Source organism: Methanobacterium sp. CWC-01 (assembly GCF_030323845.1).
Classification (GTDB): domain Archaea; phylum Methanobacteriota; class Methanobacteria; order Methanobacteriales; family Methanobacteriaceae; genus Methanobacterium; species Methanobacterium aridiramus.
This window is the reverse complement of the sequence record NZ_CP040735.1, coordinates 882,396-905,175: the sequence shown is the minus strand read 5'-3', so window position 1 is coordinate 905,175 and position 22,780 is coordinate 882,396. Positions and strand designations below refer to the sequence as shown.

Below are 22,780 nucleotides of genomic sequence, written 5' to 3'. Positions count from 1 at the left end.
GAAACTAAGCTTCAATTTCATCCAAATCTTTTTGATATAGTGGGTTCAAAACAGGGAACAAACATGAAAATCGGCCTTTTATATGTTAAGGGTGCTTTGCCGGCATTTGAGAATTTTGGGGGGCTACCAACTGACATAGTTAAAAAAAGTGGCATGGTGAATGGTAAACCTGCCCATCGGGTCTTAGATGCTCTGATAATTCCGGGTGGAAGCATAATCGAATCTGATAGTGTGAATTTCTCCCTGGGCAGAGAGATTAAGAACATGGCCAGGGATGGTGGCCTCATACTGGGCATGTGTTCAGGATTCCAGGTTTTAGCCGAAAAAACTGATATCGGCAGGAAATCTCCTTGTCCCATTCTGAAAGAGGGCCTGGGCCTCCTGGACGTCACCTTCCATCCCATGATCAGTAATGATCGGGTGGAGGCCAAGGTGGTGGATGATTCAGCCCTTACTAAGGGACTGATCGGTGAGACCATAACTGGTTTTCACTGCCACACCTATGGTGATATAAAGGGAGAAGCTCATCCGGTAATGTATTCCCTGATCAAGAGGGCAGATTACCAGGATGATCCACGAAAAGTTCTATCCGGAGTTAAAAATGATGAAGGGAACGTATTGGGGACCATGGTCCACGCCGCACTTGATGAAAATCCCGTCCTCCGAGAAAACCTGCTCCAGTACCTGGACGCCACTGAGATGGATATAAAAAGTATTGAAGAAAAGAACAAAGACTTAATGGATAGATTAAGGGGCGAAGTTGGTATAAACACCGGAATAAAAGCTGATGATTTAAATGAAGACTCTGTAATTCATCAAAAACTGCCTCCTACTCTTATGATAGCCAGTACCGGTTCTGATTCTGGAAAAACGTTCCTTACCACTGGATTGGTAGGAGCCCTACGTAAAAGAGGATATAGGGTGGCGGTGTTGAAGGTGGGTCCCGATGTGAGGGACCTGGTCCCTTCCCTGTACCTTAACAAGGAAAATATGGAGCCCTTCTCCTCTATACAGATTGGGGGATTGGGATGGAAGGAGCTGCCAAAGGTTTTGGAAGACCTCCAGACACGTAACTACCATCTGGTGCTTATAGAAGGGGTTATGAGTATCTTCACCGGCCTTTTAAATGAGAAGATTCCCTTTTCAGCCGCAGAAATAGCGAGATCTGCTAACATCCCGGTAGTTTTAATTTCCGGCTGTAACAAGGGGGGCATAGAAACCGCTGCCCTGGACCTGGCCGGGCACGTGGATATGATGCAGAAACTAGGCATAAAAACCCGGGGAGTAATCCTGAACAAGGTCTACCACGAGGGCATAGCTCAGGTAGCGTTAAACTACCTGAAAACTAATACCGGTGTGGAACTGGTCAGTTCCGTGCCAAAGGTTAGGATGGAAATCCGGGGTGGAACCCCAGAGGTGGAAATAAAGCTTGATGAGTTCTGTAAAAATGCCATGAAAACTGCTGAAAAATATTTTAACCCTGAAAAATTTGTGGAATTGGCAGAAGTTCCTTTCTTCCAGGGTTACATGTCCTATAAAGATATTATAGATAAGTTTAAAGAAGCTGAAACACATCTCTAAACTTGCTAAATAGATAAAAAAATGTAATCTAATCTTTTTTAAACTCCTGGTAGGCTTCAATAACTTCCGCACCGCTTAAAAAGACTAATCCCTCTTTTTCAGCATAATTCTCAACTTCATCGGTGGGTAATGAGTCCCCAGTAGCATCGTCCATCATCTCACAACAGACTGCAACTTGGGTAAGTTCACACATCTCAGCCAGGGCCACACTCATCTCAGTATGCCCCTTCCTTTTTAATAAAAGTCCTTCTGCAGCTCTGAGCAGGGTAACGTGTCCGGGAGATCTGAAATACTTTCCAAATTCGCTTCCCTGCTTGTTCTTTGCCATCTTAGCTAACTCATTAATGGTAAGGGTCCGGTCGTTGTCGGTGATGCCAGTGAAGGTTTTACGATGATTCACGGTTATGGAAAACGCTGATTTTTCATCATAGGGGATGTCGGTGGGGGATAGTTCTGTTAGGACCGGATATTTTTCGCTGGCAGCTTCCATTATATCGGTCATAAACGGAATTCTCAGTTCATCCGCCACGGCAGCTGACAAAGGAACGCATATGAGTCCTCCGGCATCGTTCCTCATCCGGGCGATTTGGGAGGGGGTAATGAATTCCCCGGCTACGATCATATCCGTTTCCCTTTCCCGATTATCATCATCAAAGATTAAAACAATCTCTCCTTTTTTATAAGCATCTAGAACCTTTTTTATCATTTAATCACTCTCTGCATCAAAAATTTCAATAATTGATTAGTCTAATATTTCCAGGGTCACCAGATCTCCATCCTGAAGTTTCAGGGACTTTCTCAGGTTCAGGGGTGAAATTAATTCCAGAATATCCGGTTCATGATGGGTCTTAACCGGGAAGACAAGGGCGCCCTCAGAACCATTATTTAATTTGGCTTTTATTAATTTAACATCTCCGAAGTTGCCTTTCCCCTTAACGATATCCATTTTTTTCTTTAAGTCACTAATTTTATGGGCACTTTCTTCATCTATTTTAAGATTCAATGTGCCAGGAAAGGGTTCAAATCCAAGTATTCCCATAAACTGGACTTTATAGACGTCTAAAGACATGAAGTATTGACCTTTGTTGTCACCGGAAATTATTTCTCCCTGGATTTTCATTCGAATCACTTTCATCAGTTTTTCTAGAGTTAGCTCCAGCAATTTTTCGTTTAAATGTTTCTGTTGCCAATATATGAGCTTGTCGTAATGGTTCAGGAGTCTGATAAATGCTACTCCTCTTTATAACTTCAAATACAGTGTTTAAAGATAGTTTATGGCCAACACTCACATAGTTTCTCCTAAAAAATGCCCCCACAACTCTTTTAGAATCAAGTATAAGTTGGGGTGTTTCGTTTTCCGGGTATGGTTGGCTGGCTTGGTGTATATATCTACCGTTAATTAACCTTTTTGCAACCCCCAGGGTGGGAACATCCAGAAGAACCCCCACCTGGGAAGCTAGCCCAAAACCGCGAGGATGCATTATTCCATGACCATTAACCATTAAAACATCAAAATTTGATTTAATCTTCTTTAAAACAGATATAGTCGCGTTTGATTCTCTGAAACCTAGAAATCCCGGGATATATGGAAATTCCAGGGTCACCGAGATGGTCTGTTTCTCCAGTATTACATGATCATCCAGTTGCAGGACCACCACCGCAGCCACGGCCTTATTATCCTGGGAAAATGACACATCCGCTCCGGCAACGCTTTCCAGATTCTCAAAACAATCTTCGGTTATCACCTGGCGGGCCAGGGTGTTTTGTATGTTGTATAACTGTTGGATGAGGTTAAAGGAGCACATACACGTTTATTCATTGATCTATTTGGGTTGAGAAGATTCATTCCAGTAGATGGCTGTTGATGGTACAGAATATAGGGCCTCTAATGTCAATTTCCCGGTTTTTACTGGTTATATAACGCAGAGCCACCTTATCCAGCACCAGGTTAACATCAGAGGGTGCCTTGGCAATGGTAGTGCGTATTTTAATACTTTCCGTTCCACTAATCATCATTTCTTCGACCCGGTAAGCAGCTTGAGCTGCCAACCCCTCCATGTAACTTATGCCGGTGTTAACACCATTCTTAAGGGCATTCCGTGATAAATCATCATCAACCTCTTTCCTGGTGGGCACGCCCACTATGTTACCCTGGTAAATGTAAATCTCATTCCAAGCAGCTGGACCTAAAAGTTTGGTTCCCTTTTCAGGCTCAACTACATCTAACTGAATTTCTTTTCCCAAGAATATGCCCTTAAAGGCGGTGAATTCACAAGGCGAATCTGTATCGCCATGTTTTCTTAGAGTCTGAAGAATCTTCTCCATAAGAGTTCTACCATCTTCAGTCACGGGATAAAGGTTTATACGTAACATGGATGCTAATTCACGGTCACTCATTTTCCATGGTGCGTAGGTCTGGGGATAAACCATTTCCCGAACATCTTTATATCCATGGAGTATCATAGCAATCCTTTCTGCGCCTACACCAAGATTCATAACTTCCTGGTCTATTCCATACCGGGCCAGGGCGATGGGAGAGTATAAACCGAAGGTAGCTACTTCCACCCAATCCTTAAGCTGGGGGTGGTAACCATACACCTCCGTCTGGGTTTCGGGGATGTAATACTTGGATTTTTTATCATCAGGTTGGAAACGGAACTTTTCAAACCCAAAATGTTCCAGAAGACTCTCTGATACAGCCATACCGATATCCAGGCTCACTTCATCATCCATCCACACACAGGAGGCGGAATGATAAGTCATCAGGTGGCTGGAATCCTCCTTCTGTTCCCTCCGGAAGCAACGATCAATGGAGAACAGTTTAAGGGGCATGGCTCGATTTTTATGCAAATTTTTAAGGGTTAAAAACCAGCCCGAGGTCATGTGTGAACGAAGAGTGGTCTTACTGGGCACTGGCTTCAGTTCATGGAATTCAGGGAACACCCGCTCTAAGACCCGCATTCCCATCTCATTTTCTACATCCAGGGCGCAGGAAAGGTCCAGTACTAGATCATCCCCACTGGTTTCTCCCTTTTTATACTGACGAAAGACTTCCTGCAGACCATTTATTTTATCCTCGTCCAGTGAAACTCCTAGGCCCTCAATCTTCTCAATTTTATCAATTCCCAATCCAATATCCGGTCGAGGCAGCCCGGCCAGGTAGAAGCAACGGTCCAGAACAGCAGGGGCTTCCGGTCCAAATTGACGATAAACATGATCTTCTTCAATAAAGAGGGGATTTATGGTCTCTTCAAAACCCAGCATCAAGTAAGCTTGTCTTAATTCCCATATAGTATCATAAAGATGGTTGGTTTTGCCGGGTTTAAGTAATAGACGGGGATATTCATCATCGTGGTGGGGATTTTTTAAGGTGCTAGCGGTTTCCTTCCAGGCTTTTTCAAAATCCCTTTTGGCCAGCTTTATTATTTCCTTTTTATTCAGTGAACTGCCTCCCGTGCTTCTAACATAATAGAAAATAGATTTCTATCCTTTTTATATCTAGCCTTAGGGGCATAAATTAAATAAGCGCTAAGGCCAAGTGCATAACATGGAAAGGGAAACCTACCAGACCGACGTCCTGGTCATCGGATCAGGCGGAGCCGGCTGTAGAGCAGCTATTGAGGCCCGTAAAATTGGTCGGGATGTTATAATAGTTTCAAAGGGGCTATCCTTTAAATCAGGGTGCACTACTCTGGCTGAGGGGGGTTACAATGCTGCCTTTGCATATGTAGACGAAGAGGACAGTACTGAAGCCCATTTCAAGGACACCCTTAAGGGTGGGGGCTACCTTAACGACAGAGAACTGGCTCGGATTTTGGTAGAGGAAGCACCGGCAAGATTAAACGAACTGGAGGGATTTGGCGCCCTTTTTGACAGGCAGGAATCCGGATTGCTTAACCAACGACCATTTGGTGGTCAGACCTACCGCCGTACCTGTTTTCAGGGGGACCGCACTGGACATGAAATGATGACTGCCCTCAAAGAAGAAGTGATAAGGGAAGACATCCCGACCGTGGAGGAAGTGATGATCACCTCCCTGCTCTGGGATGAAGAGGGTCGGGTGGTGGGGGCCTGCGGATTTTCACTCCCCAGTACCGATATGATGTTATTCGAGGCTTCATCGACAATTATCGCAACGGGAGGGGCTGGATGGCTCTACCCAGTGACCTCTAATGCCCTACAGAAGACGGGTGATGGATATGCCCTGGCCTACCGTGCCGGGGCGGACTTGCTGGACATGGAACAGGTACAGTTCCATCCCACGGGAATGTTGTATCCTGACTCCCGAAGGGGGGTGCTGGTGACCGAAGCAGTTCGAGGAGAGGGCGGCCGGTTGATAAACGCTCTTGGGAAGCGGTTCATGACCAACTACGATCCCAGGGGGGAGCTAGCTACCAGGGATGTGGTGGCCCGTTCCATATATAATGAAATCCGGGAGGGAAGAGGCACCCCTCGAGGCGGGGTGTACCTGGACGTCACCCACCTCCCGGCGGAGCTCATCGAAGAAAAACTGGAAACTATGCTCTTCCAGTTCCTGGACGTGGGTTTAGATATTCGCAAAGAACCCATGGAAGTAGCACCCACCGCCCACCATGTCATGGGTGGTTCTCTAATCACTCCCAAATGTGAAACGACGGTAGCCAACCTCTACGCAGCTGGTGAAGCAGCAGGGGGAGTTCATGGAGCAAATCGTCTGGGAGGAAATGCTCTGGCCGAAACTCAGGTATTTGGGCGAATAGCTGGTGAATCTGCAGCTAAGAATACTATTAAAACACCGGCCGCTGTAAGGAAAGAGCAGTTAGGTGCCGAAGAGGATAGATTATCCGGACTATTTAAGGAAGGTGACTACTACCCCCATCAATTAAAAGAGGAGCTCCAGGCATTGATGTGGGATAAGGTGGCCATTATCAGAAACCAGGCGGGATTAAAAACTGCCTTTGACCAAATACAGTCACTCAAAGATAGGATGGACAGTTTAACCGTGCCGGATGGTAAAGGATTCAACCGCTACCTGCAGGATGCATTGGAACTGGAAAACATGTTACTGGTGGCAGAATTAGTCACCCAATCGGCCATCATTCGAAAAGAAAGCAGGGGTTCTCATTATCGGGAGGACTATCCTGAAACCCTGAAAGAGTGGAATAAAAGCATTGTTTTGAATAAAAAGGAGTCTGTACGGTTTATTGAAAGATAAAAAAAGTAAGCATGCCCTGACCGGGACTTGAACCCGGGTAATAGGATCCGCAATCCTATGTGATATCCGCTACACTATCAGGGCCCACATAAAATAGACAAAGACACTAGTGTCGAACTATACTTCATTGAATTTTTTTCTATTTAAGTTTTCTACTAGAATTATAAAGGATTTATAAAGGATTCACTTATTTCTGAAGTTATAAAAACATGGTCTAGATGGTTAGAAATCAATATGGGACCAGACTGATGGCCAGCACCACCATGTTAATCTCCTGATATCCTTCCCTCTTTCAACTGCCGTTTTTCATCATCTATCCATTCAATTTCTATTTCTTTTCCAGGAGACCTAATCCAGTAACATCATACATCATACATCCTCTTCCGTCCACAGGTAATGATGATTGGTGAAAGTTCTACTGTGATATACCTGTTCATCTCTCGAACCAGCTAATTTAAGGGATATTCCACATTAAATCTTTATTATCATTCTTCAGTGATTTCTAAGCTAAACGCAAAATTCTGTTACACATGTATTCGATGCTATCAATTTTTCTTTACAATATTAATCTTGTCGTTGTAGTATAATTTAAATACCATACAACATATAAAATATAAAAACCTGAGAATTTCTAAATTTCTGGTGATAAGGTATGCATAATCAACAAAGAAGATTTCTGGTACAGTTTCTATTATTTTTAGGTTGTTTTTTATTTTTCATCGGCACCGCCAACGCACTTGATATTTTCATTACTTCTGATTCCATTTCTGGAAATAGCACTCAAGACGTGTCGAATTTAAAATCCATTAAAGGATATATTGAAAATGGTAGTTTGCAGAATCAAACTAATTTAAACATAACGGTGGATCCAATAGCTCCCAAGCCAGGAGAGGGAGAAAGGGCGGTTTACACGGTTAAAGTAAACGGTGTTGCTGTTTATTTAGCCGCCAGCTGTCCTGGAACCATGAAAGCTGTCGCTAAGTATGCCGCTGTAAATAATAAGGGAGTCATTTTTGTTAATACTGGTAGCTTAGATTTAAAAAATACAAGTATTTTAAGAAGATCTTGGGATGATAACTTTTCAGATATCTATTTTGCCGGTATTAAGACTCCATACATATTCTTGAGAAAAGCGGGAGTATACATTATACAGCCCAATGTCGCCCGTCCAGGAGGAACGCAGGACCAGAAAAATGAGTACATTGCCAAGACGATTAGCTACTTTATAAGTACTTATCCCAGTATGACTAGCAAAGTAGGGAGGTATTATGATTCTAATTTAATTCTTTATCATGAAGTCTCTCCTGCAACATTAGCCAAGGTTTCTCAGGGCATTTACAATTCAAATAATTATAAACAAGCGCTTCAAAGCAGTTACAGCGGTTATCGTTTGCCCACATTCCTATATATGGTAACTTCTTATATGAACGGACCAATTTACAAACCAATCTACGGATACTTTAATAGCCCCTCTGATACACACGTAAAAAGCACGTATACTGGAACCATAAGCAGAAGCGAGTACCGTAGCATAGCTACATCTGTTAACAGTTACATGCGCACGTACAAAAAACCTCCTAGTTATGTGAAATTTAAAGGTAAAATAATCGGTTATAAAGATCTTCTGTTGATGTATGCTACTTTAACAAAAGATCATACCAGTAAATCTGGAATGACACTGGCAAGTAGTTATAGCTTCCGAAAAGTGTGGGTTTATTAATGGCTTTCTAATCTGTAGCCTGGGATAGTAACTAGCTGGAATAAATAACTTTGGGAATAAATAACTTTGAACCGGATTATTTTAGATTATGCAAAATAATGGCTTTTATTTTACTTTTTAATCCATCTGAGAGATGAATCGGCTTTTCTCGATTATTCATGGTACTTTGGCCAAAGCAAGGATCATAGAATGTTTTATCATTTAATTTCACTGAATTCCGATATCGGGGGATGAAATGCCAGTGCAGGTGCGGAAGGGGCGGGTCTTCGAGGTAAGATGAGTTCATCAAACAACCCCAGTTAAACAAGGTGGCATTGAAGGCTTTTTTCACAGTTGATTCAAGTTTTTTCACAATCTGATCAAAATCCAACCATTCATCTTTGTTTAAACCGGATAGTTCTATTTCATCTCTTTTCAAAGCCACCACACAAGTTCCGAGATTCCTTTGATCTGGTGCCAGGAGCACCATCCAGTGTTCTGTCTCAAATAACAAATCACCATAGTGCTGCCCTTTAAGCCTCTCAAAATATTCACAATCCATAATGAGTCACGCCCTGGTCTAGTATATGGTAATCCTAACAAATAACAAATTCGAAGGGTATTGTAACCGAAATTCTAATCATTAAATGATCTAAACCAGATATTTCGCCAAATAAGTGGAGGTGATGCTGATGGTGGATATGAATTTGCCAAAAGCTTCGTGATGTCCCCTGTGTTACGGCTGTTATCCATGCAATCTCCTAATAAAATGGCAGATACTTCATTAAAACTATTTTATAAACCTATTGACCAACATAGAGTACAAAGGTATAGTTTTCCCAGTTAACAGTAGCTGAACCTATCCTAGGCGAATAATCAAGGTCTCCCTGGGAAACTATGATGGTACCATTTAGTTGGGATGTTTCCAGCAGCTGGTAGCTTTTCCCTGCCATTAAATTATCCAGGACAGGCTTTGCCAGTTCTCTGGCCTCTTCCACTCCACTATCCTGGCCGGTTTTCAAGGCCTGAACCATGCTGTCCATGACCCTGCGGTCTTTTATCTGGCTTGAAGCTAAAACATCCAGATAATCCTGAGCGTCCTGGGAGATCATCACCTGAGATGAGGTGTCCCCGGATACTGATAGGTTACTGATGAGGGCTATCATTAAAAAAAGTGGTATGAGGGCTAAAACCGCGTCGAAAGTAAAAATAAACCCCTTTTTATCCATAAATTCCCTCATTACCCTTTTCTAACCCGATCCACTATTTTGTCTTTTTTTTCTATAGCCTCTAAAGCAGCTTTTTCCACTTTTTCCTTCATTTTCTGGAAGTCTTCTGGTTGAACGTCTCCCACTAATTTTTTTATCTTGGTGTAGGCAGCTTCACGGAAGAGTGGTCTTAATTCCACCTCACCAGTGGAGGTTAGTATACGTGGCACCCCGGTATCGTCCACACTACCAATTCGGGCGATCTTAACTCCGGCCATCCTAACTACTTCTTCCACTTCCTGGGCCACCTCCTCGGTGGCTATGATCATCAAAGAATCCACTGAAACGCCAAGAGGATCAACATCCAGCATCTCCAGCATTTCTAGGACCTTGGGATTCACCAGTTCACGTATTTTGTCCTCGTGGAACTCCAGTCCCAATCCGGTGGTCTGGGATATTTCGTGGGCATCTCCCCTCAGACCGCCGTTGGTGACGTCAGTCATGGCATGTACCTGGGGGAGTAACCCTGCCTTTAAGATGGCTTCCGATGCTTTTATGAAGCTGATATCCATGGTTTCCCACACCACATCGAAGAGTCCGTGGTATATGGCGGTGGTGGTGATGGTGCCCCCCCCACTACCTTCAGTCAGCAGTATAACATCTCCGACCCGTGCTTCCTTCCGGGCAGTGGGAGGATGGGCTGAAATTCCCACGGCGCCTACGGCACTGACCAGCCGATCCCCTAATACCATGTCTCCCCCCACCCGGAGGGTGCTACCTGCCACCAGTGGAACTCCAGTTAACTCTGAAACTGCACAGACCCCAGCGGTGTAGTCAAAGAGCTTCCCCACATCTCCATCATCGGCGAGGTGCAGATCACTAAGCAGTGCCACTGGATCAGCTCCCATAACACAAACATCTCTCATGGCCGCCCGGGCCACGTGGAATCCGCCTAGGAATGGATATTCACTCAAACGGGAGTGGATACCATCCACAGCGGTGGTGATGTACACTTCCTCTCTTTCTAGGCGGGACTGTACAACTCCTCCATCATCCTGGGCTGTGGGGTTGATGAAGGCATCGGTGTGGGTGCTCTTCACGATGTCTGCGATCCGGCGGTGGACGAAGAAGTCCCCTTCCCCCCGGGAGCCCACTCCCATTTCTCCCATGGCCACTCCTGCTCCCGGGTATCCAATTAACTCTTGCAAGTCTTTATCGGGGTGATCTTTTATTTTTAAGGTACTTTTTACTTCATCGATCACTGCCCCAGCCATATCCGCTGCTCTTTCTGGGCTTATATTTTTATACTCCAGAATCTTATCCTTTAGACGTTCCTGGATTAGTTTTTCTTCATCTTCTTTCAGGGCCTGCCTGGTGAAGCCTTCAATATCCATGGTGTACCCACCTTTAATTTATTATTACTTATATTTAAATATTTATTACAGTAGTAAAATCAATACGAATCAACCTTTTTTAGGAAGTTTTTTAGAATTAAAAGGCCTTTTTCTCCACTTTTTTCGGGATGGAACTGGGTGGCAAACACGTTATCCTTAAAAACTATGCAGGGAACTTCAATACCGTAATTAACACTAGCCGCGACTATTTTGTCATCTTGGGGCTTAACGTAGAAGGAATGAACGAAGTACATGAAGTCTGAACTCACCCCTTCCAAAATAGGACATTCACGTTTTATTTGGAGATTATTCCAGCCCATATGTGGGATTTTAAGCCCTTCTTCACGTATAAATGGTGGAAAACGGATCACTTCTCCCGGAAACACATTTAATCCCTTAACACCTGGGCTTTCCTGGCTGGAGGTGAATAAAACTTGTAAACCGAGGCATATGCCCAAAAAAGGTTTACCATTATGGATATGCTGGTGTATAACCTCCTGGTAGCCATGTAGATGCTCCATGGCCGTGCCGAAGGCACCCACCCCGGGTAGGACCAAGGCTTCTGATTCTTCCAGTTCTTCTTTGTCCCGGGAAATTCTAACTTCTCTTCCGATCCGGGCAAATCCGTTGCTTATGCTCTTTAGATTTCCGCTTCCGTAGTCGATAATAGTGATCATGTTCTTGAGATGATAATCGTAAATTTTTCAACGCACATTGTAGAAATCCTTGATCCTAACGGTATCATCAGGATGAGGCGTGGAAATCTCATGGAGTAACGTGTTTTCCATGGCCACAATGGTGTGGTTTTCCATAGGTTTAATGCGAATGGTGTCGTTTTTAGCGAAGTAATCTTTTCGTCCTTCAAATTGTATGTAACCAGCTCCACTGAGGATGTACATAGTTTCATCCTTCTGGGGATGGTGATGATAGGAGGTCTGGTAGCCCTCCCGCAGGAACAGCTCCTTGGTCAAGTACTTCTCGGTGTTTATGAGAATCTTTTCGTATCCCCATGGCTTGTCTTCCCGATTCCGGTACTCTTTTCGGATCTCTTCCAGTTCCTTGGAGGTGTCAATGGCCATCCAGAACAGGCCGTCTTCCTTGTAGTAGCCTAACTTATTTTCCTTGGCGTACATGGGGAACACAGTCTTTTCAATATCTCCTACGTCGAAATCTCCGAAATCTATCGGTCCCTTGGTGAAATATACTCCGCCGTTAATGTAATAATCCAGCACCGGTTTTTCTTTAAATGAAACCAGCCGGTCTCCGCTTATCTCCACAATGCCGTAGGGAGACACCATGCGAGTGATGAATATGGAAAGTGGATAATCGGATTTCTCACCCTGTTCGATCATCTTTTTAATGTTCAGATCAGCCACCACGTCTCCATTACGGATTACACACTGTTTATCCTGCCCCACAGCATCCATCCCCAATTTAATGGCGTTAAGAGTTCCTAGTGGCTCGTCTTCTTCAACGTACTCAATCTTAACCCCCATGTAATCGTGGCCATAGCGTTCCTGTATCTTGTCACTTAAAAAGCCGGTCAACAGAAATACCTGTTCCACGCCGGAATTTTTGAAGTCAAAAAGTTGCTTGTCCAGGATGGTGTAATCGTCCTTTATTTCTATGAGGGGTTTTGGAACCCTTTCGGTGAGGGGTCGCAGACGCTTTCCGAAACCTCCGCAGAGTATCATTCCCACTGTTTTGGTCATTAGTAATCACCTTTAAATTTAATGAAATTTATTATCATCTGGGCTATACTTTTAAAATTCAACTATAAAAATTTAGTAGTGGACTGAAAGTCTTTACTGGTTTGATTTCTCCCTTAAACTAGTTCCAAAGTCAGATGGAACGATTTCGCTGGTTCCCAGGGTCTTCGAATGGGCGTCCAATTCAGTAACCACCCAGGTATACCCCAATTTCTTAAGAGGCTCCACCAAACGGGGACCATCTGTGACTGCTATGGTTTCGGCATTCAAATCCTCAATGGGTAAGGCATGGGGAACTCCAGCCACAACCACCATATCGTAATCAATGTTTTTAATAAAATCAACTGCTTCCCGCCCAGTGACTGGATATTCATCCAGACCGCCCGTTATGGTTTTTATTTCCACTCCCTCCTGGGTTAACTCTTCCAGTATGTTCTGGGCGTGCTGTTTTATACGGGGCAGTCCCACTCTTTCATCCAAGTTAGCAATTATGGTGGGGGGGTTCTCAGGGTATAACTGGTGGAATGGGATCTTAATTAAATCTGCAAAGAGGTAAGAAGTCTCTTTTTTGGCGTTAAGCACCAGAACAACTTTTTTGCCAGTTCTAAATGCATCTAAAAGTCTTTGGGCCACTTCTGATTTATCGTCCCCGTATTGGGGGGCTATATATCCACCCTGGGCCATCCCCCTGGTCTTCTCTATCTTAGTGGCCGTTTTTAACATCCTAACCTGCCTTTCCACTTCCTCCTGGCCTATTATTCCTTCCCGTTGGGCGGCTTCCAGTACGATGATGGCTCCTTCGGTGTTATCCCCCTCCCCGAAACCACCGTGGGATTCCACACTCAACACCGTGGCGGGAATGTTGGCCTTTTCCACTGCTTCCTTAAGGTCTTCACCAATAATCATGCTGGCACAAGTACCCACCACCCCTACCAGTTGGGGTGAGAACATTTCATTGGCCTTCTTCAGGGTTTCCTCCAGTTTCTCCGCTGCTCCGAAGATGAAATCATTTTCTGACATGGCCGTGGTTAAAACTCGAACTCCGTCGTTTTCTAAAAGTCTTCCAGTACGAAAACAGCAGCCATGTGGTCCGTGAAGGATTACTACGTCGGCATTAAGGTCGCGAAGAGTGTAAAGTGATGCTGCGATGGGGCTGGGTCGTGGATGCACTATTTTTCACCTCTAAATATGGTCTTAGTTGCAAAGATTATATCCCCATCTTATAATAAAATAATGGTGATGGATAACCGGAGGACAGAGTGGCTCTTAATAATCATCATGCTGATAATAACTGGCTTAACTGCCAGGAGCGCCCTGGAAATAGATGATAATTATTCTACTGTAATTCCCCAGATAAACCCCCCGGGAGAAATGAAAATCATGGGGATGAATGATCATGGATACGTGATAAGAGAGGGACCTTACGGGAACCAAAATGCCACAATTACTATAGCTTACATCCTGGGAGTGCATCCCATGGAATATAAATCTCACTGGGCAATTAAAAAGGCACTGATGGAAAGAAAAGGCACTTTAAATCATCAATACTACATTTACGAGGTGGGGGTTCTTCATGATCGTTATGATTATAACCTGGGAAGGATGCATGGCCAGGAATTGGCCCTAGAATACGTGGTGTCAGATATCAGTAATAGTGGATTTGACCTCGCCATTGATGTGCATGACAACCATGGGAATTATTCTCAAAAAAGATTCATAGCCGTCCCCATTGGTGATCCAAATTCGGAGAATGCTGCCAGGCAGATAGTGGATAATATACCCTGGTTGAAATTTTATATACCGCCTGCTGAGAAGGGGCCCACCAGCGGACCCTACGTCAGTATCCCCCTAATCAGATCGGGCACACCTACCCTGGTCTATGAAACCTACCGCCATGATCAATACGAGCTGGTGATCAGGCAGGCCTTTAACCTGGTGGATGTGGTGGATGAAATAATTTGGACGGATTGAATGCAAATTGGGAACTTATTTAGGGGCACCTTTAAGGAAAGGCCCAACCGCTTTACGGTGCTCTTTCAACATGAGGGACGTCTGGAGAAGGCCCACCTTCGGGATCCGGGCAGACTCCGGGAATTGTTACTCCCTGGGGCGGATTTATTGTTGCGTCCTGCTAAAAACATTGCTAATCGGAAAACCAAATACGATGTTATCGCGGTCTGGACTGAAGGTATCTGGGTGCTTATAAACTCGGGTTTCCACAGTGATCTGGCCCAGGAACTGATAGAATCCGGATTAATTTCAGAATTTGAAGGATTTGAGATTGAAAAAAGGGAATACGCCTATGGTAAGAGTCGGCTGGATTTTCTGCTCACCGGGCGGTCGGGATGTATACTGTTAGAGGTTAAGGGCTGCACACTGGTGGAGGAAGGCTATGCCCAGTTCCCTGATGCTCCTACCGAAAGGGGCAAAAGACACGTCGAGGAACTGGTAAAAGCCAAAATTCAGGGATTAAAGGCGGCGGTTCTCTTCATCATTCCGAGGGAGGATGCGGAGATTTTTTCACCGAACTGGAAGATGGATCCTCAATTTTCTCTAGCCCTGCAGCAGGCCCAGGAAGAGGGAGTCCATATCATTGTGTACTCCTTCCGGATGGTGTATAAAAAAGATAGTTTAACTCTGAATCCACTAAAAAGGATAAAAGTGAAGTTGAAAAAATAATGTCGTAGGGCTAGTTTTTATCAGCATTACACTCCTTTTCTAACCTTTCAAACTCTTCTGGTTTCCCAATTCCCAGAATTACGTCTCCTGCTTTGATGATGAAATTTCGGGATGGATCTATTTTTAACTTACCTTCTTCACCAATCCCCACCAACACCACCCCGGTTTTTTCATGTATATCGGCTTCTAAGACTGTTTTCCCTACGAAGTAACTGTTTTCTCCGACGATAACCTCTTTCAGTTCTCTTTCTTTCTTCTCGGCCAGCACATCCTGGACGAACATGGCCTCGTAGCCATCATCGATGCTTTTGTACATCAATCGGCCGGAGATAACGTAGGGAGAGATGATCTGGGTGGCACCGGCCAGCTTGATCTGTTCGATATTCTCATAGCGCTGGGCCTCGGCAATGACGCGCACATCCTGGTCGATTTTCCGAATTCCCAGTATGCAGTGAATAGCACGAGAGTCAGAATCCAAATCCACGATAACCGCTTTGGCACCCTTAACGTTGGCCTTTTTCAGGTCCTTGATACGGGTGGGGTCCCCCTGCACGAAGTTAGCCCCATTTTTAAGGGCATTTTTTCGCACTTCTTCTTTTTCTTCTAAAACGAACACTTCATTTTCTTTCCCAATATCCTTTATACACTCGGCAGTGCTCTCTGTCCAACCACATATAACCACGTGTTTTGATCTTTCCACGTTTATCAGCCCCAAAATCTTCATTTGCTGCCTTTTAAATAGTAAACCCACTAAGGACTCTAGTGCCAGAGCAAAAGTCCCAATACCAAATATAATCACCGAAATTGTAAAGAATAATCCTAATGGAGTTTTTGGACTGTAATCTCCATATCCCACGGTCCCTATGGTCACGAAAGTCCAGTAAAGGGATATCCCCCAGGGTTGTCCTTCTATTAGATGAAAACCAATGGTACTGTAGGCAATAACCCCCAGAACCAGAGCAAATATTCTAGTCAACCGATCCTTAGCAATTGCGGGTATCCCTTTTCTTATAAGGCGAAAGAGGACAAACATCTAATTACTCCTCTACTTGCGCAGGAACAGGTACCAGATCACCACTACCGCTATGATACCTACAATCACAAGTATAAGAGCTATCAACCACCAGGGAGTGCTTCCGTCGTCAGTGCCAGTATCCACATCGTCATCATCAATATCGATCTTCTTGGAACTGGAGCTGCTGCTGCGACCCCCACTACTTCCCTTAACCAGGGGCTCCAGGGCAGCCACATGGCAAGTACTAATTGTGGACTCAGATTTCTCTAAGGGGGACTGGTGGTTTACCGCACTACTACAGGACATGAATAAAAAAATCAATAGGGATAAAGTTATAACTTTCCACTTCATATGCTATCCTCCTTTACTTACCTAATCTGTTTGGAAAAACTATTTTATATGATTTATTATAGTGGGTTTTGGTCTACAATCATTTAAGGTGTTTGATCTTTATCTCTCCGCCGCACCACATATTTGCGCAGTTCTTCAGCCAGGAACATGATGGGGACGAAACTGAGGATGTAAAGCCACTCCCAGACTCCCAGGGGTGTGGTTCCAAATATGCTCTGGAAGGGTGGAAGGTATATAATGGCCAGGAGCACCGCCATGGCAAAAAGAATCCCCCTGATTATCCACTTATTTCTAAATACACCCAGGCTGAAAACAGAGGTTCTACTGGTCTGGCATCCTAACAGGTTCCCCATCTGGGCCATTACTATGCCAGCAAATACCATGGTGGTGGCTTTCAGGTACAGGGGATCCATGAAGGATAATTGCTGTCCCCACTGCCACCCTCCACTGAACAGGACCCAGAAGTACCCGGACATGACCAGAAATGCTTCGATTAGTCCCAGGAATACGTAACCGCGCAGTACCACGCCCCGGTTAAGCAGACGCTCTTTCCGGGATCTTGGTGGTCTTTGCATCACATCCGACTCCGAAGGGCCCACCCCCAAGGCCAGGGCTGGCACGGTATCAGTACCCAGATCGATGGCCAGTATCTGCATGACGGTGATTGGCAGTGGCACCCCAAAGAGGACCATAAGCACGAATGGGATGATTTCAGCCGTTTCGTGGGCGAATATGTAGGTTATGAACTTGCGTATGTTCTCGTAGATGGTGCGCCCCTCGGTTATGGCGGTGACGATGGTGGCAAAGTTATCATCCGTCAGAACCATATCTGATGCCTCCTTAGCCACATCGGTACCAGTTATCCCCATGGCCACCCCAATATCTGCCTTCCTCAGAGCAGGGGCGTCATTAACCCCGTCGCCGGTCATGGCCACGATTTCATCCTCCTCTTCCAGGAGGCTGGCTATGCGCATCTTGTGCTCAGGAATGGCCCGGGCGAAGATGACGTTTTCTCCGGACGTTAAAACTTCCAGGACTTCCTCATCAGTCATCTGGTTTAAATCTTTACCTTTGATTATTCTACAGCCCTCGCCCTTTATTATGCCCACTTCCCGGGCAATGGCTTGGGCAGTCAGGCCATAATCTCCGGTGATCATGATAATGCGTATACCGGCCTGTTGACAGTCCTTAACCGCATCACGAACCTCTGGTCGGGGCGGATCTTGCATGGCCACCATCCCCACCAGGGTCAGATCAGTTTCTACCAGCTCAGGTGTGTAGCCAGCCAGATCAGGGGGAAGGTTACGGTAGGCCATGGCCAGTATTCGCAGTCCCTGCGAGGCCAGTTCATCGTGAACCTTTACGATATCTTCTTTTTCTTCTTCTGAGAGTGGTTGGGGTTTACCATCTACTGATATGAAACTGGAAAGACTTATAATCTTTTTAGGGGCTCCTTTAACATATGCTACACGTTTATCTGGCTTTTGGTGGATGCTAGTCATGGATTTGCGCTCTGAATCGAAGGGTAACTCCACGATACGGGGTATGGTTTTCATCTCCTCTTCCCAGTCAAACCCAATCTTTTCAGCCGACACCAAAAGAGCAGCTTCGGTGGGATCTCCCAGCACCCGCCACTTCTCACCACTACCCTGGGGAGCAATCAACTTGGCATCGTTACAGAATGACGCAGCCCTCATCAATAACTTTATCTCCCGAATTTCATGGGAGTTTACTTCTTTTCCCTCCTGCAAAAAGCTGCCCTGTGGCTCATAGCCAGACCCGGTGACTTCCACCAGTTCGTAGGGTATCCAGACCTGACGCACGGTCATGGCATTGGTGGTAAGGGTGCCGGTTTTGTCGGTGCAGATGATGGTGGTGGATCCCAGGGTCTCCACACTGGCCAGACGTTTGATAAGAGCATTCTTCTGGGCCATTTTCTGTACAGAAGCAGCCAGGGATAGAGTTACAGTGGGTAGCAGACCCTCGGGGACATTGGCCACGGTGAGGCCGATGGCGAAGATGAAGGCCACGGTTAGGGATAGCTGCACCAGCCACACATTTATTGCAAAGAGGCTCAGGCCCAGTAAAATGGCGATGAAGGCGATAATCCTAGTCAGACGGTTCAGTTCCTTCTGGAGCGGGCTGGGCTCCTCCTTCAACTCTTGGGTGAGGGCTGCAATCTGGTTAAATTCGGTTTCAGTCCCGGTGGCGAATACCACCGCCTTGCCGGACCCGGAGGCCACACTGGTACCCGCGAAAACCAGGTTGGATATCTCCACGAAGGGTCGACCCAGGTCCTTAATTTCATGTTCCACCTTTCGCACTGGCCGGGATTCACCGGTCAGGGTGGAGCTATCCACCTTCATCTGGAAGACTTCTACCAGCCGGGCGTCGGCGGAGATGTTGTCACCCTCTCCTAAAAGAAGCACATCCCCCGGAACCAGCTCTGCCGTTAAAATTTCTCTGCTCTTCCCCTGACGCAACACCTTAGCCCGGGAGGGCAGAATCTTCTTCAGGGCTTCAATGGCCTTTTCAGCCTGGTATTCCTGCCAGAAACTGAAAACAGCGTTTATAATAATGACGGCGATTATGGCCGCCCCCAACTGGGGAGTTCCACTTAAAAAAGCTAAAAAGCTGGCTGCCCACAGTAAAATTGCCAGTAACTGATATAGGTTGGCTAAAAATTTGTATATTATAGGTTTTTGTTTAACTTCCTCGATCTGGTTTGGCCCGTATTCTTCCAATCTTTTCTGGGCTTCTTTTTCGGTTAAACCATTCTTGGAAGTATTCATTTCCCGAAAAACTTCTTCGGGAGCAAGTTTGTAGATCGGCATAGTTACACTTGAAACCTACCTCCCTATGGTCGGAAATTATTTCCAATAGCTATTTCCAATAACATCAATTATTTCAGGATCAACTTGGAATCCGGGGGATCTAACGGCAGATTATACTAATAATATCCCCATGTTTTATTTCATAATCTGAGGCCACCCTACGGCAACTCCGGGCGTCCACGGCATGCATAAAACCCTCACCAATATCAGTATGGATTAAAAATGCCATATCCCGTGGTTTAGAGCCTTTGGGTATTAAAAGTGCATCGGGTAGGATGTTTCCTTTTTGGTCGCTCATTTTATGTTCATCTTCCACCGGGTAAGCTACCATCATGCCCAGAAGGCCATAAATGGTCCGGTTAAGTGCTTCTTGGACTCCGGTTGATCCATACCTTTTCAGAACATGTTCCCGGATGTAAAGGAGCCCATTTTCCTGTTCAGGGGTCAGTTCACCCTTTTTCAGGATCTCAAAGTCAGAATCCCCGGACCGGTAACTTATTATCCCTGCTTCTGCCGCCCGGGTCAGGGCCAGCTCCGCCGCCGCTGAGGCAGGAACCACTTCACCATACTTCTCCTCCAGGCGACGTATATTCTCCTCGGCAGGGTGTATATCCGCCTTATTGGCCACAATCAGCATGGGTTTAGCGATGCGGAGAAGTGCATCCAGAAATTGGATGATGTCCTCCTTGTTCCAATGGTGGTAATCTTTATCAATATTTCGTTTAGCCTCCAGCACGTCTTCCAGGAGTATACCCGTACCGCTGAGCTGTTCAGCCATTACCTTGGCAAAATCCAGTCTTTCTGACAGGGATTTTCTTAGAAGCCGGTCCCAGTTCTTCTTCAGAATACCGTAAAGCCACATAGTGATCTCATACTGTAGAAAATCCACATCCTCCAGGGGATCGTGACTTCCGGCTTCACAGGGACGGCCTTCCTCATCGGTGGAGCCCGAGGCATCTATGATGTGTAAAAAGGCCCGGGCCTGGCGCAGATCATCCAGGAACTTGTTTCCCAATCCCCGGCCTTCATGTGCTCCTGGCACTAATCCTGCCACATCAACCAGTTCCACCGGTATCAGGCGTACTCCGTCCACACATTTGGAGTTGTGGGGGGTGCATTCCATTTTTAACTCCTTACAGGGGCAGGCGGCCGTCACGTGGGCCACGGCCTTATGGGCGTCAATAGTGGTGAAGGGATAAGCAGCCACCTCCGCTTCAGAGAGAGTGGCAGCATTGAAGAATGATGATTTGCCCACATTGGGCTTTCCAGTAACTGCAATCTGTAGCATGATATCACTTAGACTAACTATAATTTTTGAATTATTAAATCTTATTTAATAGGGATAGGTCATATAAAATAAGTTAGAAAATGGTGATTGATATAATTAAGGGAGTAATTACATGTCCAAAATTTATTTAGTGGGAACCGGACCGGGATCAGCAGATTATATTACTGCCCTGGCCTTTAAAACCGTGGAACTGGCCGACGTACTGGTGGGTAGTAGAAGGGCATTGCAACTATTTCCCGACTACCAGGGACCCATCCTGGAGCTCCGGGCCAGGAACATGGATGAAATGATGGCCAAAACGGTGGAACTAGCCCGGGAGGGAAACACGGTGGTGGTGTTATCCACTGGCGACCCCGGATTCTCCGGAGTGCTAAAACCCATCAAGAGACTGGCGGCTGAAGTTGAAGTGGAGGTGGTGCCCGGTATCAGCTCCCTACAGCTCTGCGCGGCCCGGTTATTGATACCATGGGATGAGGCCAACCTACTCACCCTCCATGGGAAGGGAAATTCGGAACCCCTCCTGGAGGTCATCGATAATGGAAGGACAACCATTGTACTACCCGACTTCCGGGCCCATGAATTAGCCCAATTTCTGATGGATAAGGGGGTTTATCCAGAGCGCCAGGTGGCGGTGGGTGAGAGGTTAAGCTACCCCGATGAGAAGATCTTCCAGGGCACCCTGGAACAAGCAGCCCGCACCGAATTCAGTTACCTGTGCGTGATGGTGATTTATTAGTGGCGGTCCTTAAGAAATTGAATTGGGTCCTTTAAGAGATTGAATTATATATTTATTTTTAAAAAAAGTAGAGATGTGCCCCCTCCTATTGGGAGGGCACGGGTTCTTCATCCTGGTAAAGTATCTGGGCCACACCTCGTAGGCGGTCGATACCCTTCACTTCTTCCTCGAAGAGGGGGATCTGGGCTATTACCTGTTCACCAAATTTTTGTTTGATGGTCTCCAGACGTTTTTCCTGGATTTTACGCCGGGCCCGGCAGAACTCACAATCCGCCTCTTCAGGCTGTATTTGGTTGACAATCACTCCATCCGCGAACATATTGTTCTTTTTAAGGGCTTCCATGGCCCTTTCGGATTCGTAGATGGACATTTCCTCAGGAATAACCACCATCTTGAATGAGGTACGGTTGGGATCGGATAGAACTCCCCTAGCAGCCCTGATCTGTTTTTTACTTTCTTCCATATCCTCTAAGGCCCGGTCTTCCTCTTCTTCATCTCCCATGAAGGGCATGATGTTTTTGAAGGCCTTGGCCATACTTCCTACCTGGCGGCGGATTTTGATCATCTTTCCCACCCAACTGTCCATCATCTCCGGGAAGGATAACAAACGCAGGGTGTGGCCGGTGGGGGCGGTGTCGAAGATGACGATGTCGTACTCGTCGGTTGTCATGTACTGCAGAAACTTGTCGAAAGCCGCGGTCTCATCAATACCAGGGGCCATGCTGGCCATATCCATCTGATCCTCCAGCATACCCATATCCATGCCTGGGTTCAGGGCTTGTTGTTCCTTCATCTTGGCCTGATAATCTTTCATGGCCACTTCGGGGTCTATCTCTGCCGCGAAAAGATTTTCAGCGATAGGGGTGGGGTCGTGCCCTATATTTTTCTCAAAAGAGTCTGAAAGGGAATGGGCTGGATCAGTCGAGATTACAAGGGTTTTTTTACCTTCGTCAGCCAACCACAAAGCGGTTGCTGCTGATACGGTGGTTTTACCCACCCCGCCTTTACCTCCGATGAATACGAATGTGGTTTTTCCTTTGTTAAATCGGAACAAGTCTTTAAATGCCATTAATCTTCCTCCATTTATTTTAG

At 45.7% G+C, this 22,780-nt stretch carries 21 protein-coding genes and 1 tRNA gene; 6 read left to right on the top strand and 16 right to left on the bottom strand.

Features of this window, described 5'->3' with window-relative positions; all coding sequences use genetic code 11:
- Positions 1-63: 63 nt before the first annotated feature.
- A complete protein-coding gene (locus tag FGU46_RS04865; RefSeq protein ID WP_286477701.1) occupies positions 64-1,581 on the top strand; it encodes an AAA family ATPase in 1,518 nt (505 codons plus the stop codon).
- Between the two features lie 28 nt (positions 1,582-1,609).
- Here FGU46_RS04865 and ribB read toward each other — a convergent pair whose 3' ends face one another.
- Genes ribB through sepS form a run of 4 tightly spaced genes read right to left on the bottom strand, consistent with a single transcriptional unit; the run spans position 1,610 to position 5,022 of the window.
- Positions 1,610-2,287, bottom strand: coding sequence for a 3,4-dihydroxy-2-butanone-4-phosphate synthase (ribB, locus tag FGU46_RS04860; RefSeq protein WP_286477693.1), 678 nt, complete (start codon positions 2,285-2,287; stop codon positions 1,610-1,612).
- A gap of 36 nt (positions 2,288-2,323) precedes the next feature.
- The gene (locus FGU46_RS04855) at positions 2,324-2,701 is read right to left on the bottom strand and encodes a CTP-dependent riboflavin kinase (RefSeq protein WP_286477690.1); all 378 of its coding nucleotides are present in this window, start codon (positions 2,699-2,701) and stop codon (positions 2,324-2,326) included.
- Positions 2,670-3,386: an endonuclease V gene (locus FGU46_RS04850; RefSeq protein WP_286477686.1), complete on the bottom strand. Its 717-nt coding sequence runs from the start codon at positions 3,384-3,386 to the stop codon at positions 2,670-2,672. Before FGU46_RS04850 ends, FGU46_RS04855 begins: the two co-directional genes overlap by 32 nt.
- A 37-nt stretch (positions 3,387-3,423) precedes the next feature.
- Positions 3,424-5,022 carry an O-phosphoserine--tRNA ligase gene (gene sepS / locus FGU46_RS04845; RefSeq protein ID WP_286478558.1) on the bottom strand — a complete coding sequence of 533 codons (1,599 nt, stop codon included), beginning with the start codon at positions 5,020-5,022 and terminating at the stop codon, positions 3,424-3,426.
- Positions 5,023-5,128: 106 nt separating this feature from the next.
- Between sepS and tfrA the strand changes: the two genes are divergently transcribed.
- Entirely contained in the window at positions 5,129-6,775 is a 1,647-nt protein-coding gene (tfrA, locus tag FGU46_RS04840; RefSeq protein ID WP_286477678.1) for a fumarate reductase (CoM/CoB) subunit TfrA, read from the top strand.
- A 12-nt stretch (positions 6,776-6,787) separates the two neighbouring features.
- On the opposite strand, the gene FGU46_RS04835 is transcribed toward tfrA, so the two are convergent.
- Positions 6,788-6,859, bottom strand: a tRNA-Arg gene (locus tag FGU46_RS04835).
- A gap of 568 nt (positions 6,860-7,427) precedes the next feature.
- Here FGU46_RS04835 and FGU46_RS04830 point away from each other — a divergent pair.
- Positions 7,428-8,495, top strand: a complete 1,068-nt coding sequence (locus FGU46_RS04830) for a pseudomurein-binding repeat-containing protein (protein WP_286477676.1) — start codon at positions 7,428-7,430, stop codon at positions 8,493-8,495.
- Between the two features lie 76 nt (positions 8,496-8,571).
- Here the strand turns inward: FGU46_RS04830 and FGU46_RS04825 are convergent, their stop codons facing one another.
- The 6 genes from FGU46_RS04825 to cfbD form a co-directional block, all read right to left on the bottom strand.
- Positions 8,572-9,036, bottom strand: a complete 465-nt coding sequence (locus FGU46_RS04825; protein ID WP_286477666.1) for an HIT family protein — start codon at positions 9,034-9,036, stop codon at positions 8,572-8,574.
- A 241-nt stretch (positions 9,037-9,277) separates the two neighbouring features.
- The gene (locus FGU46_RS04820; protein WP_286477664.1) at positions 9,278-9,703 is read right to left on the bottom strand and encodes a hypothetical protein; all 426 of its coding nucleotides are present in this window, start codon (positions 9,701-9,703) and stop codon (positions 9,278-9,280) included.
- 11 nt (positions 9,704-9,714) lie between these two features.
- Positions 9,715-11,076 (bottom strand): AIR synthase-related protein, encoded by a 1,362-nt coding sequence (locus FGU46_RS04815; RefSeq protein WP_286477662.1) that lies wholly within the window; start codon positions 11,074-11,076, stop codon positions 9,715-9,717.
- A 59-nt stretch (positions 11,077-11,135) separates the two neighbouring features.
- Positions 11,136-11,753, bottom strand: coding sequence for an imidazole glycerol phosphate synthase subunit HisH (gene hisH / locus FGU46_RS04810; RefSeq protein ID WP_286477657.1), 618 nt, complete (start codon positions 11,751-11,753; stop codon positions 11,136-11,138).
- Between the two features lie 27 nt (positions 11,754-11,780).
- The gene (locus FGU46_RS04805; protein WP_286477656.1) at positions 11,781-12,788 is read right to left on the bottom strand and encodes a sugar phosphate nucleotidyltransferase; all 1,008 of its coding nucleotides are present in this window, start codon (positions 12,786-12,788) and stop codon (positions 11,781-11,783) included.
- 93 nt (positions 12,789-12,881) lie between these two features.
- Positions 12,882-13,955 carry a Ni-sirohydrochlorin a,c-diamide reductive cyclase catalytic subunit gene (gene cfbD / locus FGU46_RS04800; RefSeq protein ID WP_286477655.1) on the bottom strand — a complete coding sequence of 358 codons (1,074 nt, stop codon included), beginning with the start codon at positions 13,953-13,955 and terminating at the stop codon, positions 12,882-12,884.
- Positions 13,956-14,018: 63 nt separating this feature from the next.
- On the opposite strand from cfbD, the gene FGU46_RS04795 reads away from it, so the two are divergent.
- Together FGU46_RS04795 and sfsA are read left to right on the top strand one after the other, a co-directional pair.
- A complete protein-coding gene (locus tag FGU46_RS04795; RefSeq protein ID WP_286477652.1) occupies positions 14,019-14,756 on the top strand; it encodes a hypothetical protein in 738 nt (245 codons plus the stop codon).
- Entirely contained in the window at positions 14,757-15,464 is a 708-nt protein-coding gene (sfsA, locus tag FGU46_RS04790; protein WP_286477647.1) for a DNA/RNA nuclease SfsA, read from the top strand.
- A gap of 10 nt (positions 15,465-15,474) precedes the next feature.
- Here sfsA and FGU46_RS04785 read toward each other — a convergent pair whose 3' ends face one another.
- From FGU46_RS04785 to FGU46_RS04770, 4 genes are all read right to left on the bottom strand, one after another.
- Complete coding sequence (locus FGU46_RS04785; RefSeq protein WP_286477641.1) at positions 15,475-16,497, bottom strand: potassium channel family protein; 1,023 nt, start codon at positions 16,495-16,497, stop codon at positions 15,475-15,477.
- Positions 16,498-16,509: 12 nt separating this feature from the next.
- A complete protein-coding gene (locus FGU46_RS04780; protein ID WP_286477620.1) occupies positions 16,510-16,830 on the bottom strand; it encodes a hypothetical protein in 321 nt (106 codons plus the stop codon).
- A gap of 83 nt (positions 16,831-16,913) precedes the next feature.
- On the bottom strand, positions 16,914-19,664 hold the full coding sequence (locus FGU46_RS04775) for a cation-translocating P-type ATPase (protein ID WP_286477614.1): 2,751 nt from the start codon (positions 19,662-19,664) through the stop codon (positions 16,914-16,916).
- Between the two features lie 100 nt (positions 19,665-19,764).
- Positions 19,765-20,952, bottom strand: a complete 1,188-nt coding sequence (locus tag FGU46_RS04770; RefSeq protein ID WP_286477611.1) for a redox-regulated ATPase YchF — start codon at positions 20,950-20,952, stop codon at positions 19,765-19,767.
- A 112-nt stretch (positions 20,953-21,064) separates the two neighbouring features.
- On the opposite strand from FGU46_RS04770, the gene cbiE reads away from it, so the two are divergent.
- Positions 21,065-21,688, top strand: coding sequence for a precorrin-6y C5,15-methyltransferase (decarboxylating) subunit CbiE (cbiE, locus tag FGU46_RS04765; protein ID WP_286477601.1), 624 nt, complete (start codon positions 21,065-21,067; stop codon positions 21,686-21,688).
- A gap of 85 nt (positions 21,689-21,773) precedes the next feature.
- On the opposite strand, the gene FGU46_RS04760 is transcribed toward cbiE, so the two are convergent.
- Complete coding sequence (locus tag FGU46_RS04760) at positions 21,774-22,757, bottom strand: TRC40/GET3/ArsA family transport-energizing ATPase (RefSeq protein ID WP_286477600.1); 984 nt, start codon at positions 22,755-22,757, stop codon at positions 21,774-21,776.
- Positions 22,758-22,780 lie beyond the last annotated feature (23 nt).